Here is a 13,780-nt window from a genome sequence, read left to right as displayed (position 1 = left end):
CCTAAAAATCCCGTTCTGAATCAGAAGTGTGGCCGGGATGCTGCACGTGAAGAGTTTCCACCTTGAACTACCTTGAGGTGGTTCCGTCGCGACAATCCCCGTCCTATGTTGCGGCGGGGCAACGACTCCACTCGGTAGACGGTAACCCAGCTCGCGGGCACGAGTTCGGGCGTTAGAATGAACGGAATTTCAGGGATGCATGGGGTGAAGCTCTTCACCGGAGCTGCGGTTTCGGTCCTGCTGCTGTCGCTAGCCGGGCCGATGCCTGCCTTAGCGGATACGATCGAGTCCGCGCTGGTGCGCGCCTATCAGAACAATCCGCAACTCAACGCACAGCGCGCCCAGGTGCGCTCGACCGACGAGAATGTGCCTCAAGCCTTGTCTGGCTATCGCCCCAAGGTCTCGCTGACGGCGAACGGTGGCTATCAATATCAGGATTTGCAGAGTGGCGTGGGGAGTAACTCAATCCATGGAACCACCGTACCTCGCAGCGCTGGAATAACCGCTTCGCAGACGCTCTACAATGGCAACCAGACCGCCAACAGAACGCGGGCGGCGGAGAGTCAGGTGTCCGGTGCCCGCGAAGCGCTGCGCAGCCTCGATCAGAGCGTGTTGCTCCAGGGTGCAACGACCTACATGGACTATCTGCGCGACGCCGCGACGCTCGAAGTCCAGCGCAGCAACGTGCGCGTGCTCGAGCAGACGCTGAAGCAGACCCGTGATCGTTTCAACGTCGGCGAAGTGACGCGCACCGACGTTGCGCAATCGGAAGCGCAACTGGCTGCCGGCAAGACGCAGGCGCTCACCGCCGAAGCGAATCTCACCACGACCCGGGCGAACTTCCGCCGCATCATCGGCAACGAGCCGACGAACCTCGCTCCGGGCTCGCCGGTCGACCGGTTCCTGCCGTCAACGCTCGCTTCGGCCGTCGAGCTCAGCCTGGTCGAGCATCCCAACGTCACGGCCGCAATGTACGGCATCGACGTCAATTTCTTGCAGGTCAAAGTCGCCGAAGGTGCGTTGCTGCCGACGATTACGATCCAGGCATCGGCCACGCAGTCCAACGAACAGTCCTTGATTCAGTTGCGCTCGTTCAACGCATCCGCGATCGCGCAGGTCTCGGTGCCGATTTATCAGGGCGGTGGTGAATATTCGCTGATCCGCCAATCCAAGGAAAACTTGGCGCAGCAGCGTCTCAACCTCGAAACCACGCGCGACCAGACTCGCGCGACCGTCGTGCAGTGGTGGGGTTCGTTGCAGGCCGGCAAGGCGCAGGTGCAGTCCGCACAGGCGCAGGTCGCCGCGTCCGAGATCGCGCTGAACGGCGTGCGCGAGGAAGCCAAGGCCGGTCAGCGCACCACCCTCGACGTCCTCAACGCGCAACAGGCCCTGGTCAATGCGCGCGTTGCGCTGGTGACCGCGCAGCACGATCGCGTGGTTGCGTCCTATAACGTCCTCGCGGCCGTTGGCCGCCTGTCGCCGCAGGTGCTCGGTCTTGCGACCACTGTCTATGATCCCAGCGTCCACTACCATCAGGTCCGCGACAGCTGGGCCGGCGTGCGCACGCCCGACGGACGCTGATTTCCGTAAGTGTCCGGTCGGCCTCGCCAATAGCCGAGGCCGACCGGCGCTTTGCTTGCAATCATCAAAATCCCTGACATAGCCTTGCCAAGAAGATGCGGGTCGATTCGCCCGTATCGATGCCGTGTACGTAAAGCTTGAGTGCCGCGGGCAGGGGCGCACCGCCGCACGTTGAGCCGTGATCTGGGGACAAGTCGGGCTGCCGCGACGAAAATGTCGGGCCGTCGTTCCGGAACCGGCCAATCCTGTCGTGCTTGGTGTAAAACAACGCATGCGAGGGCGTTGATGATGTGGAGTCGGAGATGACGCAGCCTGCAAAGGTCACAGAACCCTCGATGGAGGAGATTCTGGCCTCGATCCGGCGCATCATTGCCGACGATGAGGCCAAGCCGCCGCCGACAGAGGCCGCCAAACCCGAGAAGGCTGCGGCGCCCGCCGCGCCGCCAAAGCCGCAGGCGATGAACGACATTCCGCCATCCAAGGTCGCTCCGCCCAAACCCGCCGCCGAAAAGCCCGCACCGCCGCCGGCCGCAAAGCCGGCGCCGCCGCCGCCCGCACCTGCGGCGGACGCATCCAACAGCCAGGACGACATCGACGCGCTGCTGGCCGGGCTCGACGCGGCCACGCCTGCGCCGGAGGTCCGCGCTCCCGAGCCCGAGCCGGAGCCCGACGTGCTCGAATTGACCGACGAGATGGCGATGGACCCGACACCGCCTCCGCCGCCACCCAGCTTCCACAAGGTCGAGCCGCGCGACGATCTCGAATTCGCCGAATCGCCGCCGCCGCGCACCGCGCCGCCGCCGTCTTACGCACCGGTGGACTTCGATGCACCGCCGCTGCCGCCGCAGCAGCCAATCCTCGCGCAATCCACGGTCTCCGCGGTCGAATCCGCCTTCAACTCGCTGGCCCACACGGTTCTGAGCAGCAATGCGCGGACGCTGGAGGATCTGGTCAAGGAGATGCTGCGTCCGATGCTGAAGTCCTGGCTCGATGACAACCTGCCGGGCCTGGTTGAACGCATTGTGAAGGCCGAAATCGAGCGGGTCTCGCGCGGCGGCCGCTGAGACGGGCCATGCGGCCCCGATAAAGCCCTGCTCCTGCGTCATATTCGGCATGCGGTCCGGGCCGAAAACGCTCGCCGTTGAGCTTCCCGTTGACTTGAACCGCGCGCGCGGCTTTCTAGCAGCCCCATGATCGAGAAAAATTACCAGCCCGCCGATATCGAAACCCGCATGTCCGTGGTGTGGGAGGACAGCCTCGCCTTCAAGGCCGGCCGCCCTGACCGCCGCGACGCGGTGCCGTTTACCATCGTGATCCCGCCGCCGAACGTGACGGGCTCGCTGCACATGGGCCACGCCCTCAACAATACGCTTCAGGACATCCTGTGCCGTTTCGAGCGCATGCGCGGCCGCGACGTGCTGTGGCAGCCCGGCACCGACCACGCCGGCATCGCGACGCAGATGGTGGTCGAGCGCCAGCTGATGGAGCGCCAGCAGCCCAGCCGCCGCGAGATGGGCCGCGAGAAATTTCTGGAGCGGGTTTGGCAGTGGAAGGCCGAGAGCGGCGACACCATCATCAACCAGCTCAAGCGCCTCGGCGCCTCCTGCGACTGGTCGCGTGAGCGCTTCACCATGGACGAGGGCTTGTCGAAGGCCGTCGTCAAGGTGTTCGTCGAGCTGCACCGCGACGGGCTGATCTACAAGGACAAGCGGCTGGTGAACTGGGACACCAAGCTGCTGACCGCGATCTCCGATCTCGAAGTGCAGCAGACCGAGGTCAAGGGCAGCCTCTGGTATCTGCGCTACCCGATCGAGGGCAAGATTTTCAGCCCCGAGGATCCCTCGAGCTTCATCGTCGTCGCCACCACGCGCCCCGAGACCATGCTCGGCGATACCGGCGTTGCCGTGCATCCCGATGACGAGCGCTATCAGAATCTGATCGGCAAAAATGTCATCCTGCCGCTGGTCGGCCGCAAGATCCAGATCGTCGCCGACGAGTATTCCGATCCGGACAAGGGCTCGGGCGCGGTGAAGGTGACGCCGGCGCACGACTTCAACGATTTCGAGGTCGGCAATCGCCACGGCCTGCGCAGGATCAGCGTTCTCGACAGGGAAGGTTGTCTCGATCTCCTCAACAACGAGGACTATCTGCGCGACCTGCCCGAAGGCGCCTCGCAGTTCGCCGAGGAGTTCCACAAGGTCGATCGCTTCGTCGCGCGCAAGCGTATCGTCGAGCGGCTTGAATCGTTCGGCTTCGTCGAGCGGATCGAGCCGCACACCCACATGGTCCCGCATGGCGATCGCTCGAACAGCGTGATCGAGCCGTATCTGACGGACCAGTGGTACGTCGACGCCAAGACGATGGCCAAGCCGGCGATCGCGGCGGTGCGGTCGGGCGAAACGTCCTTCGTGCCGAAAAATTGGGAAAAGACCTATTTCGAGTGGATGGAGAACATCCAGCCCTGGTGCATCTCGCGTCAGCTCTGGTGGGGCCACCAGATCCCGGCCTGGTACGGTCCGGATGGTAAGGTGTTCGTCGCCGAGTCCGAGGAGGAGGCGATCAGCCACGCGCTCGGCTATTACGTCGAGCAGGAAGTCATCACGCCGGAGCAGGGGCGCGAGATGGCGCTCGACCGCAACAAGCGCGAAGGCTTCATCACCCGCGACGAGGACGTGCTCGACACCTGGTTCTCTTCGGCGCTGTGGCCGTTCTCGACGCTCGGCTGGCCCGAAGATGCGCCCGAGGTGCAGCGTTACTATCCGACCAATGCGCTGGTGACCGGCTTCGACATCATCTTCTTCTGGGTCGCTCGCATGATGATGATGGGCCTTCACTTCATGAAGGAGGTGCCGTTCTCGACCATCTACATCCACGCCCTCGTCCGCGACGAGAAGGGCGCCAAGATGTCGAAGTCGAAGGGCAACGTCATCGATCCCCTGAATCTGATCGACGAATACGGTGCCGACGCGCTGCGCTTCACGCTGGCCGCGATGGCGGCGCAGGGGCGCGACATCAAGCTCGCCACCAGCCGCGTCGAGGGCTACCGCAATTTCGCGACAAAGCTCTGGAACGCCTGTCGCTTCGCGGAGATGAACCATTGCGCCGTGCCCGACGGTTTCGAACCGGCGAAGGCGAAGGAGACACTGAACCGCTGGATCGCGCATGAGAGCGCGCACACCACGCGCGAGGTGACCGAGGCGATCGAAGCCTATCGCTTCAATGACGCCGCAGGCAGCATCTACCGCTTCGTCTGGAACGTCTATTGCGACTGGTATGTCGAGCTCGCAAAGCCCGTGCTGCTCGGTCCGGACAGTCCCGCCAAGGACGAGACCCGCGCCATGGTCGCCTGGGCGCGCGACGAGATCCTCAAGCTGCTGCACCCCTTCATGCCCTTCATCACCGAAGAGCTGTGGGAGGTGACGGCGAAGCGCGACGGATTGCTCGCATTGGCGCCGTGGCCACTGAAGCCGGCGCAGCCGACGCCGGAGCAGCTTGCGATGCTTGCGGCGACGGCAGGGCCGACCGATCCGCTCGTCTCGCCGGCTTGGGTGCTGCCCATGTTCGACCATGCCGACTTCACCGATCCCGCGGCCGAGGCCGAGATCGGCTGGGTGATCGACCTCGTCACGCAAATCCGCTCGGTCCGCGCCGAGATGAACATCCCGCCGGCAACGTTGACGGCGCTGGTGCTTGCGGGCGCATCCGCCGAGACCAGGGAGCGCGCGCCGCGCTGGACTGATGTCATCAAGCGCATGGCGCGGCTGTCGGATATCTCCTTCGCCGACCGCGCACCTGACGGTGCGGTTCAACTGCTGGTGCGCGGCGAGGTGGCTGCGTTGCCGCTGAAGGGTGTGATCGACGTCGCCGCCGAGCGCACGCGCCTCGACAAGGAGATCGGCAAGGCCGACGCCGACATCAAGCGCGCCGAGTCCAAGCTGGCGAACGAGAAGTTCGTCGCCAACGCGGCCGAGGAGGTCGTCGAGGAGGAGCGCGAAAAGCGCGAGGCGGCACTGGCGCGCAAGGCCAAGCTGCTCGAGGCGCTGGAGCGGCTGAAGCAGGCATCGTAGCCCTATTTCGGAAATGGCTTGCTCAGAAACTTCGAGCCCTTGATGCCGTAGCGCCAGGGCAGCTCCACCGCCTTGGTGATACCGATCCGGATGCCGGCAGCGACCTCGACATCCTCCGTCCGCGCATGCAGTGCGATCGGTGGCCGGTCGAGGGGCACGGCGTTGTGCGCGATGGTGATGCCGAGCGCCTCGGTCAGTTTGCCCGGGCCCGAGCACAGCGCGTGCATGTCCTGAAGATGGCGGCGGCGCCGCATCGCAGCCAAGCCATGGGTCGGCTCCAGCGCGCGGATCAGCACGGCGCTGGCCGAGCCTTCCTCCTCGCAGACGAAGTTCACGCACCAGTGGATGCCGTAGGAACGGTAGACATAGGCATAGCCGGGCGGACCGAACATCACCTGGTTCCGCTGCGTCGGCCCGCGATAGGAATGCGCGGCCGGGTCGGTATGATGATAGGCCTCGACCTCGACGATGATCCCGCCGACGCCGTCGACCAGCATGGTGGCACCGATCAGGTCGGGCGCGACCTCGTGGACGCTGCGGCCGAAAAAGGTCCGCTTCAGCGGCTTGCCAAGCCGCAATGGAAAGGCATTCGATCTTGGAGCCATTCGAGGTGAGAATCGCCTGAGAACAGAGCAGGATATTGCCCATATCTGCCATGTTCTCTGAGGCGGGGCGAGCCGGGTTGCGATGCTTGGCCAGACCGACTAGGTAGGACCAGAACAGACCGGACACCCCATGGTCGTTATTGTCGATACCATCTCGAACCCGCTGCGCCCGCGCCACCCCGAAAAGGTGAACCGGCCCGATTCCGCTTCGCCGCCGAAGCCGGACTGGATCCGCGTGCGCGCGCCCAATACCCGCGGCTATGCCGACACCCGCAACATCGTACGGGCCAACGGCCTGCACACGGTGTGCGAGGAGGCGGGCTGCCCGAACATCGGCGAGTGCTGGGACAAGAAGCACGCGACCTTCATGATCATGGGTGACACCTGCACCCGTGCCTGCGCCTTCTGCAACGTCAAGACCGGCCTGCCCAACGCGCTCGATGCGTCCGAGCCGCAGCACGTCGCGGAAGCAACCGCCAAGCTGGGGCTGGCACACGTCGTCATTACTTCGGTCGACCGCGATGACCTCGCCGACGGCGGCGCCGAGCATTTTGCCCAGACCATCCGTGCGATCCGGGCCGCGTGTCCTTCGACCACGATCGAGATCCTGACACCCGACTTCCTGCGCAAGGAGGGGGCACTCGAGGTCGTCGTCGCGGCGAAGCCGGACGTGTTCAACCACAATCTCGAGACCGTGCCGTCGCGCTATCTCACGGTCCGGCCCGGCGCGCGCTATTTCCACTCGATCCGGCTGCTGCAGCGGGTCAGGGAGCTCGATCCCACCATCTTCACCAAGTCCGGCATCATGGTCGGTCTCGGCGAGGAGCGCCACGAGGTGCTCCAGGTGATGGACGATCTGCGCTCGGCCGAGGTCGATTTCCTCACCATCGGCCAGTATCTCCAACCCACCCGCAAGCATCACGCCGTGATACGCTTCGTGCCGCCCGACGAGTTCGCCTCCTACGAGAAGGTCGCCTATACCAAGGGCTTTCTGATGGTATCGGCGAGCCCGCTGACCCGCTCGTCGCATCACGCCGGCGAGGATTTTGCGAGACTGAAGGCCGCGCGGGCAGCTAACGCTCGCTGAACCGCTATGCCCAAATTTTCGAGCAAGCACCGTGTCAATCACAGCGCATCCGAGATGTTTCATCTGGTCGCCGACGTCGAGCGCTACCCGGAATTCGTGCCGCTGTGCAGCGCGCTGAAGGTGCGTCAGCGCATGGCGAAGCCTGACGGCACCGAGGTGCTGGTCGCGGACATGACGGTGTCGTTCAAGCTGGTCAAGGAATCCTTCACCAGCCGGGTGACGCTCGACCGCGCCAATTTGAAGATTCTCGTCGAATATCTGCAAGGTCCGTTCAGCAATCTCGAAAACCGTTGGACGTTCGAGCCCAAAGGCGAGCGCGTCTGCGACGTCGGGTTCTTCCTCGCCTACGAATTCAAGAGCCGCATGCTGGCGATGCTGATGGGCTCGATGTTTGACGCAGCATTCGCGCGCTTCTCCACTGCGTTCGAAAAGCGGGCCGACGCGATCTACGGCCGGCCGAAGCTGGCATCGTCCTAGTCTTCCCGGCGGGCACCGCTCTCTCCGCCGTCATTGCGAGGAGCTCGCGACAAAATTGCGTAGCAATTTTGCGCTGATGCGACGAAGCAATCCAGGAATCCCTCCGCGGAAGATTCTGGATTGCTTCGCTCCGCTCGCAATGACAGTGGAGAGGCAGACGTGCCAAACCCTCAATCCACCGCCTTCACCACATCCGGCGGCTGCGAGGCGTAGTACGCCGCGGCCTGCTCGATCTCCTGCGGCGTCATTGCGCGCGCGATGTTGCGCATCTGCTGGCTGATGTCGTTGCGCCGTTCGCCGGAGGCGAAGGCCTGGAGCTGCGCCTTCATATAGGCCTCCGACTGGCCTTCAAGCCAAGGGCTGCCGGTCTTGTTGTCGAGGCTGCCATGGCAGGAGCCGCAGGGCGCGATGCCGCGCATCGGCGCGCCGTAGATGACGATGTTGGGTTTTGGAAGCTGTGGCGTCGGGTGGTAGGCCGGCAGCCGCGGCAGGTAAGCGTAGTAGATCGAGAGATCGGCGATCTCCTGGTCGGTCAGGTTGACGGCAAACGGCGACATCACGGCATTGCTGCGTGCGCCGGAGCGGAAATCGTGCAGCTCCTTGTAGATCACGGCCGCATACTGGCCGGCGAGGTTGGGCGAGTCCGCGCGGCTGATGCCGGTTGGGCCGTGGCAGATGGCGCAGCGCTGCGCCAGCGTCGCACCGCGGCCGATCGCTTCCTGGCTCGAGCGTGACAGCGTGGACGAGGTCAGCACGACCTCCGACAGGCGCTTGCTGAGCTCGGGCGCCGTCACGCTCAGCGCGCGCTGCGGCACGCCGGCGGCGCTGCAGATGGCATCCCAGACATTGGCGAACTGAACCCAGGGCTGCGCGAAGGGCAGCACGATGAAGCCGGCAAGCGCCGTCACGACCAGGATCGCGGCGGTGATGCCGACTCCAAGCGTGAAATGCCTGTTACGGAAGGTGAAGAGGTCGCGCGTGCTCATCACTGCGCTCCCACATAGACGGCCGGCACCGATGTGCCCTCGGTCAGTGCCAGCGTCAGGATTGGATAGCCATAATTGGTGAGAGTGAGGCCGATCATCAGCGCCACCCATAGTGCATAGGTGTTGAGTGCGACCGGCACGGTCGCCGGCTGGTGCACGGCCAGCGCAAACCGGTAGGGACCGGCGTCGGCCTGAGGCGTACGCATGCCGCGCGCCAGGATGACGATGAACATGATTCCCGAGGCCAGCAGGATGAATCCGCCGATCACCGAGAACGTGACCGAAAGCGCCTGCGGCGCGATCGCGGGATCGACGAAGTCGAAATAGGCCATACGGCGCGGCATGCCCAGGATGCCGACCCAGTGCCAGGGGAAGGTGGTGACGATCATGCCGATGAACCACAGCCAGAGCTGGGTGCGGATCAGGCGGAGATCGGTCAGCTCACGGCCGGTCAGATGCGGCCACAGATCACAGGCGATCGCAAAATACATGATCACGATGGCGCCGCCGAAGATCAGGTGGAAATGGCCGGTGATCCACTGCGTGTTGTGGATGGACGTATCGAGCTGATAGCTCATGTTGATGAGCCCGCCGGCGCCGCCGAAGCCAAGCATCACGAAGGAGAAGGCAAGCGCCAGCATCATCGGATTGTCCCAGGGCAGAGCCCTGATCCAGCCGAACATGCCGCGCCCGCCGCGCAGGCGTGCGGCGATCTCGACCGACGCGCAGATCGTGAACACGGTCAGCAGCGTCGGCAGTGCCACCATCGCGGTGAACGCCGAATGGATGAACTTGAAGCCGGCACCGACCTGCGGATCGGCAAAGGTGTGGTGCATGCCGATCGGCATCGCGACCACGAGGAACAGGATGAAGGAGATCCGCGCCATGGTGTCGGAATAGACGCGGCCGCCGATCGCGCGCGGTACGATGGTGTAATACGCGATGTAGGTCGGCATCAGCCAGAAATAGACGATGGCGTGCAGCGTCCAGGAGAAGAACACGCGGGCAAGCCCCGCGTCGATCGTGGCCTTCAGTCCCGCCGCGACGGGAATGATCTGGAGCAGCAGCTCGAGCGCGGCGCCGACAGCGGTCCAGGCCCACAAGTAGGAGCCTGCGACATTGGCGAACATGGCGAGCGGCACCGGCGCGCCGGGATGGGCCTTTCGCCAGACGCGCAGATTGATCGACATCAGCGCGACCCAGATCCATGAGCCGACCACGACCAGCACGACGCCGAGATAGTAGAAGAGGTTGCCGATCAGCGGCGGATAGAAGGTGTAGAGCACCGAGGCGCGTCCTAGCGCGACCGGTATCACCGCCATGATGCTGCCGGCGACGATCAGCCAGAATCCGGCCCAGGCCCAGCGCAGGCCGACCAGGCGCTGCTCCAGCGCGGACTCGCTGATCGCATAGCCGAACGCCATCGCGACCAGGGTCGGGAAGACGTAGCCCATCACCGTGCCGTGCGCGGTCAGCGAGCGGTGATCGAGCTCGGGATTGGACAGCCAGGTGCCGATCGGGCTGCGGATGAACATCTGCCAGGCGCCGAGCGTGAGGGCTATGCCGAACACTGCGAAGGCCAGCCAGAAATGGGCGAGGATGAGCTTCCTATTGACCAACACAGCTCAGCCTCCCGCCGCCCTTCGCACGATCGGCGAATTCGGTCTTGTCGATCACCTTGACCTTGCCCCACATGCCCTCGTGGCCGAAGCTGCAAAACTCCTGGCAGGGCATCGGATAGTCGCCGGTCTTCGTGAAGCGCATGAACTGCTCGGAAATGTAGCCGGGCACCAGCATGGTGTTGACGTTGGTGCCCTGGATCAGGATGCCGTGGACGACGTCGGCACTGGTGGCACGCAGCGTGATCGGCGTGTCGGCCGGCACCACGATGCAGGCGGGCGTGAAGGAATATTGCTGGCCGATCGCGCGCACGGTCACATTGCCATTGGCCTCCAGCACGCTGCCGAGATTGCTTTCGACGAACTCGCCCGACAAATGCAGCCGCGACGGATCGGTGATCTCGACGCGCGGCTGCGGCATGGTCGCACGATGGATGCCGGCGAAGGCCGCCAGCAGGGCCATGGCCACGATGATGATCACGGCAACGGTGGCCCACCGCCGCTCGACGCGAGCCGCGACCTCGGCGCTTGAATGGGCTTCCTCCGCGCTCATTGCAGTGATCCGCGCGGCAGGAACACGAACAGGTAGAAGGCAAGCCACATCGCGACCACGCAGGCTGTCGCGATGCCAGCGAGCACGATCGCCCCGGACGGCCCTTGCGCAACGACCTCCTCGACGGCCTGATCGGCGGCGGCTGGGCTGGTCGGCGGATCGGAATTGATCATGGCGGCCTCAGTTCAGGGGTGCGGAGCGCAGCTCGTTGGCCTCGCGCGCCGAGACCGGCGTGCCGCGATTGCCCCAGGCGGTACGGATGTAGGAGACGACGGCGGCGACCTCGTTGTCGGAGAGGAGGCCTGCGAAGGGCGGCATGCCGTAGGGCATCGGATTGCCTTTGGTGCCCGGCGGATAGCCGCCATTGAGCACCATGCGGATCGGATTGACCGCCGATTGCATCTCGATCGACTGGTTATTGGCGAGCGGCGGCCAGTGCGGCGGCTTGCCTTCGCCCTGCATGCCATGACAGCTCGCGCAACTCTTGTCGTAGACGGTCTTGCCGAGGCTGATCAGCAGGCTGCTCTCGGTGGTCGGCAGCGCCGAGCTTGGCGGCGGGGCAGGCGAGGGCTCTGCGATGCCCTTGAGGTACACCGCCATCGCCTTGGTGTCCTCGTCGCTGAGATCTGCAGGCTGTTGTGCACGACCTCGGCCATCGGGCCGTAGACGACGCCGCGCATGGAGACGCCGGTCTGGAGCAGGTCGGTGATGTCCTTGATGCTCCAGTCGCCGAGCCCGGCTTCGCGGTTCGACGTCAGCGAGGGCGCGTACCAGTTCTGCATCGGGATCAGGCCGCCCTTGAAGGCATCCGATCGCGAGGTGCCGCCGAGCACGTTGATCGGCGAATGGCACATGCCGCAATGGCCGAGGCCCTCGACCAGATAGGCGCCGCGATTCCATTCCGCCGATTTTTTCGGATCCGGCTTGAACTCGCCCTCGCTGAAGAACAGCGTGCGCCAGCCGAGGATGAGCTGACGGTTGTCGTAAGGAAAGCGCAGCTCGTGCGGCTTGTTCTTCTGGTTCACCGGCGCGATCGAGCGCAAGTACGCGAAGATCGCATCGCTGTCGGCGCGCGTGACCTTGGTGTAGGACGCGAACGGCATCGCCGGATAGATCAGCCCGCCATCCGGAAAGCGGCCGCTGTGCATGGTCTTGTAGAAATCGTCCGCGCTCCACTTGCCAATGCCCGTATCGGAATCCGGCGTGATGTTGGAGGTGTAGAGCGTGCCGAACGGGGTCGGCATGGCCCGGCCGCCGGCGAACAGGCGGCCCTCCGGCGCGGTATGGCAGGCGGTGCAGTCGCCGGCGCGGGCGAGATATTCGCCGCGTGCGATGATGTCGCCGGTCTTGTCCTTGTCTTGCGCCTGCGCGGCCGTGGTCAGCGCGGCGAAAGCAAGGAGCACAATCGACAATTTGGAGCCCATCATCCGCCTCGTCAGTTGGGCTGGCTGCCGCAGCCGAACGGCAGCGCGTAGGTGCCTTTCGGCACGGGGGCCGGATCCGCCGGTGCCGCCCGCGTGGCAAGCCAGGCGGCAACGGCAGTGACGTCGGCCTCGGTCAGATGGCCGGCGACGAGCTGCATGCAGTCGGGCGACTTCGCCGTGCGGGTGCCGTAGCGCCAGGCGCCGAGCTGAGCGCTGATGTAGTTGGCGCGCAGGCCAAGCAGGCCGGGGATGCCGGGCTGCATTCCCGTGAGCCCCGGACCATGGCAGCTCACGCAGGCCGGAATGTTGCGACCTGCATCGCCGCTGGTGGCCAGCAGTTCGCCGTGCGTCAGCACTTCTTTGCTGACCTCGCTCGGTGCGGGCGGCGGCAACGGCGGATGCTCGCTGGCAAAATACTCCGCCATCGCCTGCAGATAAGGATCGGGCAGAAATTCCAGCAGATAGTTCATCGGCGGGTATTTGCGCCGGCCGTTACGGAAGGCGAGCAGCTGGTTATAGAGATAGCCGGCCGGCTTGCCGGCAAGACGCGGGAAATAGACGTCGCTGGTGCCTTCGCCCTTGTTGCCGTGACAGGGCGTGCACGCTTCGACCCGCGCCGCCATCGTGTCGGGCGGTTGATTGGCCGTTTGTGCGGCCGCACCGTCAATGGCGGCCAAGGTGGCAATGGCCATAGCAGTGGTGCGAGCGAACACTCTCGTCACCCTCCAAAAACAGGACCGGTTGATTCCGGATCACAAAGTAGGGGAGCATTATTGCGCCAATATGGTCCCGCGCAAGATCGGTCACGCGTGATGACGTTTGGTCGCGGTCTCTGCATGAGCGATCCCGATCGAATTCGACAAAACTTGCGTGCTTTTTGAAAACTAAACATACCACGGCGCTCTCGCGACAGTTCCTGCCCGAGTCTTGCTTCGTCGTCTCGCCCTCCGATGTCAGAGGGCGCAGGGAAGACCGGGTGCCGACTGGGCACCCGCGGTCCACTGTGCGAGAGCGTGTGCTTACAAGAAGCTGCACAGCGGCATACAGGTGGAGCCGGAAACAACCCGGCCTTCCCTGCGCAGTGGTTTGACGGCTTATGCCGAGCTCTCCCCGGGGAGCGATGCACTATTGCCCCCGTCGCCTTGCGGATGGCTGATGCGCGCGCCCGGTCGGACGAAACGCATCACCGCAAGACTTGACGCACAGGCCCCGGGCGTCAGGACGACACGGTTTTGCCGTACGCTGGTCGCACCTGTCGTCTGCGCGAAGGCCTCGCTCACGGTCTCCCGCCCTGCGATTGCCTCATCGCGCCGGTGCTGCCAGCGTCCACCACGGCCCATCCCGCGTTTCGTGACGATCGCGATACGCCCCTTTGACTGGG

The 13,780-nt window shown here is 64.6% G+C and carries 11 protein-coding genes and 1 pseudogene; 5 read left to right on the top strand and 7 right to left on the bottom strand.

What is annotated here, in order from left to right; genetic code table 11:
• The first annotated feature begins 195 nt into the window (after nucleotides 1-195).
• From ACSKB8_RS32115 to ACSKB8_RS32105, 3 genes are all read left to right on the top strand, one after another.
• Nucleotides 196-1,581: a TolC family outer membrane protein gene (locus tag ACSKB8_RS32115; RefSeq protein WP_438108425.1), complete on the top strand. Its 1,386-nt coding sequence runs from the start codon at nucleotides 196-198 to the stop codon at nucleotides 1,579-1,581.
• A gap of 302 nt (nucleotides 1,582-1,883) precedes the next feature.
• Nucleotides 1,884-2,645 carry a PopZ family protein gene (locus tag ACSKB8_RS32110; protein ID WP_438108423.1) on the top strand — a complete coding sequence of 254 codons (762 nt, stop codon included), beginning with the start codon at nucleotides 1,884-1,886 and terminating at the stop codon, nucleotides 2,643-2,645.
• 126 nt (nucleotides 2,646-2,771) lie between these two features.
• The gene (locus ACSKB8_RS32105) at nucleotides 2,772-5,648 is read left to right on the top strand and encodes a valine--tRNA ligase (RefSeq protein WP_438108421.1); all 2,877 of its coding nucleotides are present in this window, start codon (nucleotides 2,772-2,774) and stop codon (nucleotides 5,646-5,648) included.
• A 2-nt stretch (nucleotides 5,649-5,650) separates the two neighbouring features.
• On the opposite strand, the gene ACSKB8_RS32100 is transcribed toward ACSKB8_RS32105, so the two are convergent.
• Nucleotides 5,651-6,253: a DNA-3-methyladenine glycosylase gene (locus ACSKB8_RS32100; RefSeq protein WP_128933922.1), complete on the bottom strand. Its 603-nt coding sequence runs from the start codon at nucleotides 6,251-6,253 to the stop codon at nucleotides 5,651-5,653.
• A gap of 130 nt (nucleotides 6,254-6,383) precedes the next feature.
• Here ACSKB8_RS32100 and lipA point away from each other — a divergent pair, with 130 nt between their 5' ends.
• Nucleotides 6,384-7,340, top strand: a complete 957-nt coding sequence (gene lipA, locus ACSKB8_RS32095) for a lipoyl synthase (RefSeq protein ID WP_438108420.1) — start codon at nucleotides 6,384-6,386, stop codon at nucleotides 7,338-7,340.
• Nucleotides 7,341-7,346: 6 nt separating this feature from the next.
• Nucleotides 7,347-7,817 carry a type II toxin-antitoxin system RatA family toxin gene (locus ACSKB8_RS32090; protein ID WP_128941665.1) on the top strand — a complete coding sequence of 157 codons (471 nt, stop codon included), beginning with the start codon at nucleotides 7,347-7,349 and terminating at the stop codon, nucleotides 7,815-7,817.
• 170 nt (nucleotides 7,818-7,987) lie between these two features.
• On the opposite strand, the gene ACSKB8_RS32085 is transcribed toward ACSKB8_RS32090, so the two are convergent.
• From ACSKB8_RS32085 to ACSKB8_RS32060, 6 genes and pseudogenes are all read right to left on the bottom strand, one after another.
• Nucleotides 7,988-8,803 carry a c-type cytochrome gene (locus tag ACSKB8_RS32085; RefSeq protein WP_438108418.1) on the bottom strand — a complete coding sequence of 272 codons (816 nt, stop codon included), beginning with the start codon at nucleotides 8,801-8,803 and terminating at the stop codon, nucleotides 7,988-7,990.
• Nucleotides 8,803-10,425, bottom strand: a complete 1,623-nt coding sequence (locus tag ACSKB8_RS32080) for a b(o/a)3-type cytochrome-c oxidase subunit 1 (protein WP_438108416.1) — start codon at nucleotides 10,423-10,425, stop codon at nucleotides 8,803-8,805. The genes ACSKB8_RS32085 and ACSKB8_RS32080 overlap by 1 nt, the downstream gene beginning before the upstream one ends.
• Nucleotides 10,412-10,975 carry a cytochrome C oxidase subunit II gene (locus ACSKB8_RS32075; protein ID WP_438108414.1) on the bottom strand — a complete coding sequence of 188 codons (564 nt, stop codon included), beginning with the start codon at nucleotides 10,973-10,975 and terminating at the stop codon, nucleotides 10,412-10,414. The genes ACSKB8_RS32080 and ACSKB8_RS32075 overlap by 14 nt, the downstream gene beginning before the upstream one ends.
• Nucleotides 10,972-11,148: a hypothetical protein gene (locus tag ACSKB8_RS32070; protein WP_027542758.1), complete on the bottom strand. Its 177-nt coding sequence runs from the start codon at nucleotides 11,146-11,148 to the stop codon at nucleotides 10,972-10,974. Before ACSKB8_RS32070 ends, ACSKB8_RS32075 begins: the two co-directional genes overlap by 4 nt.
• A 7-nt stretch (nucleotides 11,149-11,155) precedes the next feature.
• Nucleotides 11,156-12,399 (bottom strand): annotated as a pseudogene (locus tag ACSKB8_RS32065) (cytochrome c).
• 11 nt (nucleotides 12,400-12,410) lie between these two features.
• Nucleotides 12,411-13,091, bottom strand: a complete 681-nt coding sequence (locus ACSKB8_RS32060) for a c-type cytochrome (protein WP_438108413.1) — start codon at nucleotides 13,089-13,091, stop codon at nucleotides 12,411-12,413.
• Nucleotides 13,092-13,780: the final 689 nt, after the last annotated feature.

This window comes from Bradyrhizobium sp. BR 1432 (assembly GCF_051547705.1).
GTDB lineage: Bacteria > Pseudomonadota > Alphaproteobacteria > Rhizobiales > Xanthobacteraceae > Bradyrhizobium > Bradyrhizobium zhanjiangense.
The sequence above is the reverse complement of the archived record's forward strand: the minus strand, read 5'-3'. Positions and strand labels throughout refer to the sequence as shown.

What these genes read in the sequence shown, in the direction of transcription:
- ACSKB8_RS32115 (WP_438108425.1), top strand. Translation starts at nt 196, where the DNA reads ATGCATGGGGTGAAGCTCTTCACCGGAGCTGCGGTTTCGGTCCTGCTG.
- ACSKB8_RS32075 (WP_438108414.1), bottom strand. Translation starts at nt 10,975, where the DNA reads ATGAGCGCGGAGGAAGCCCATTCAAGCGCCGAGGTCGCGGCTCGCGTC.
- ACSKB8_RS32085 (WP_438108418.1), bottom strand. Translation starts at nt 8,803, where the DNA reads ATGAGCACGCGCGACCTCTTCACCTTCCGTAACAGGCATTTCACGCTT.
- ACSKB8_RS32105 (WP_438108421.1), top strand. Translation starts at nt 2,772, where the DNA reads ATGATCGAGAAAAATTACCAGCCCGCCGATATCGAAACCCGCATGTCC.
- ACSKB8_RS32060 (WP_438108413.1), bottom strand. Translation starts at nt 13,091, where the DNA reads ATGGCCATTGCCACCTTGGCCGCCATTGACGGTGCGGCCGCACAAACG.
- lipA (WP_438108420.1), top strand. Translation starts at nt 6,384, where the DNA reads ATGGTCGTTATTGTCGATACCATCTCGAACCCGCTGCGCCCGCGCCAC.
- ACSKB8_RS32110 (WP_438108423.1), top strand. Translation starts at nt 1,884, where the DNA reads ATGACGCAGCCTGCAAAGGTCACAGAACCCTCGATGGAGGAGATTCTG.
- ACSKB8_RS32100 (WP_128933922.1), bottom strand. Translation starts at nt 6,253, where the DNA reads ATGGCTCCAAGATCGAATGCCTTTCCATTGCGGCTTGGCAAGCCGCTG.
- ACSKB8_RS32090 (WP_128941665.1), top strand. Translation starts at nt 7,347, where the DNA reads ATGCCCAAATTTTCGAGCAAGCACCGTGTCAATCACAGCGCATCCGAG.
- ACSKB8_RS32070 (WP_027542758.1), bottom strand. Translation starts at nt 11,148, where the DNA reads ATGATCAATTCCGATCCGCCGACCAGCCCAGCCGCCGCCGATCAGGCC.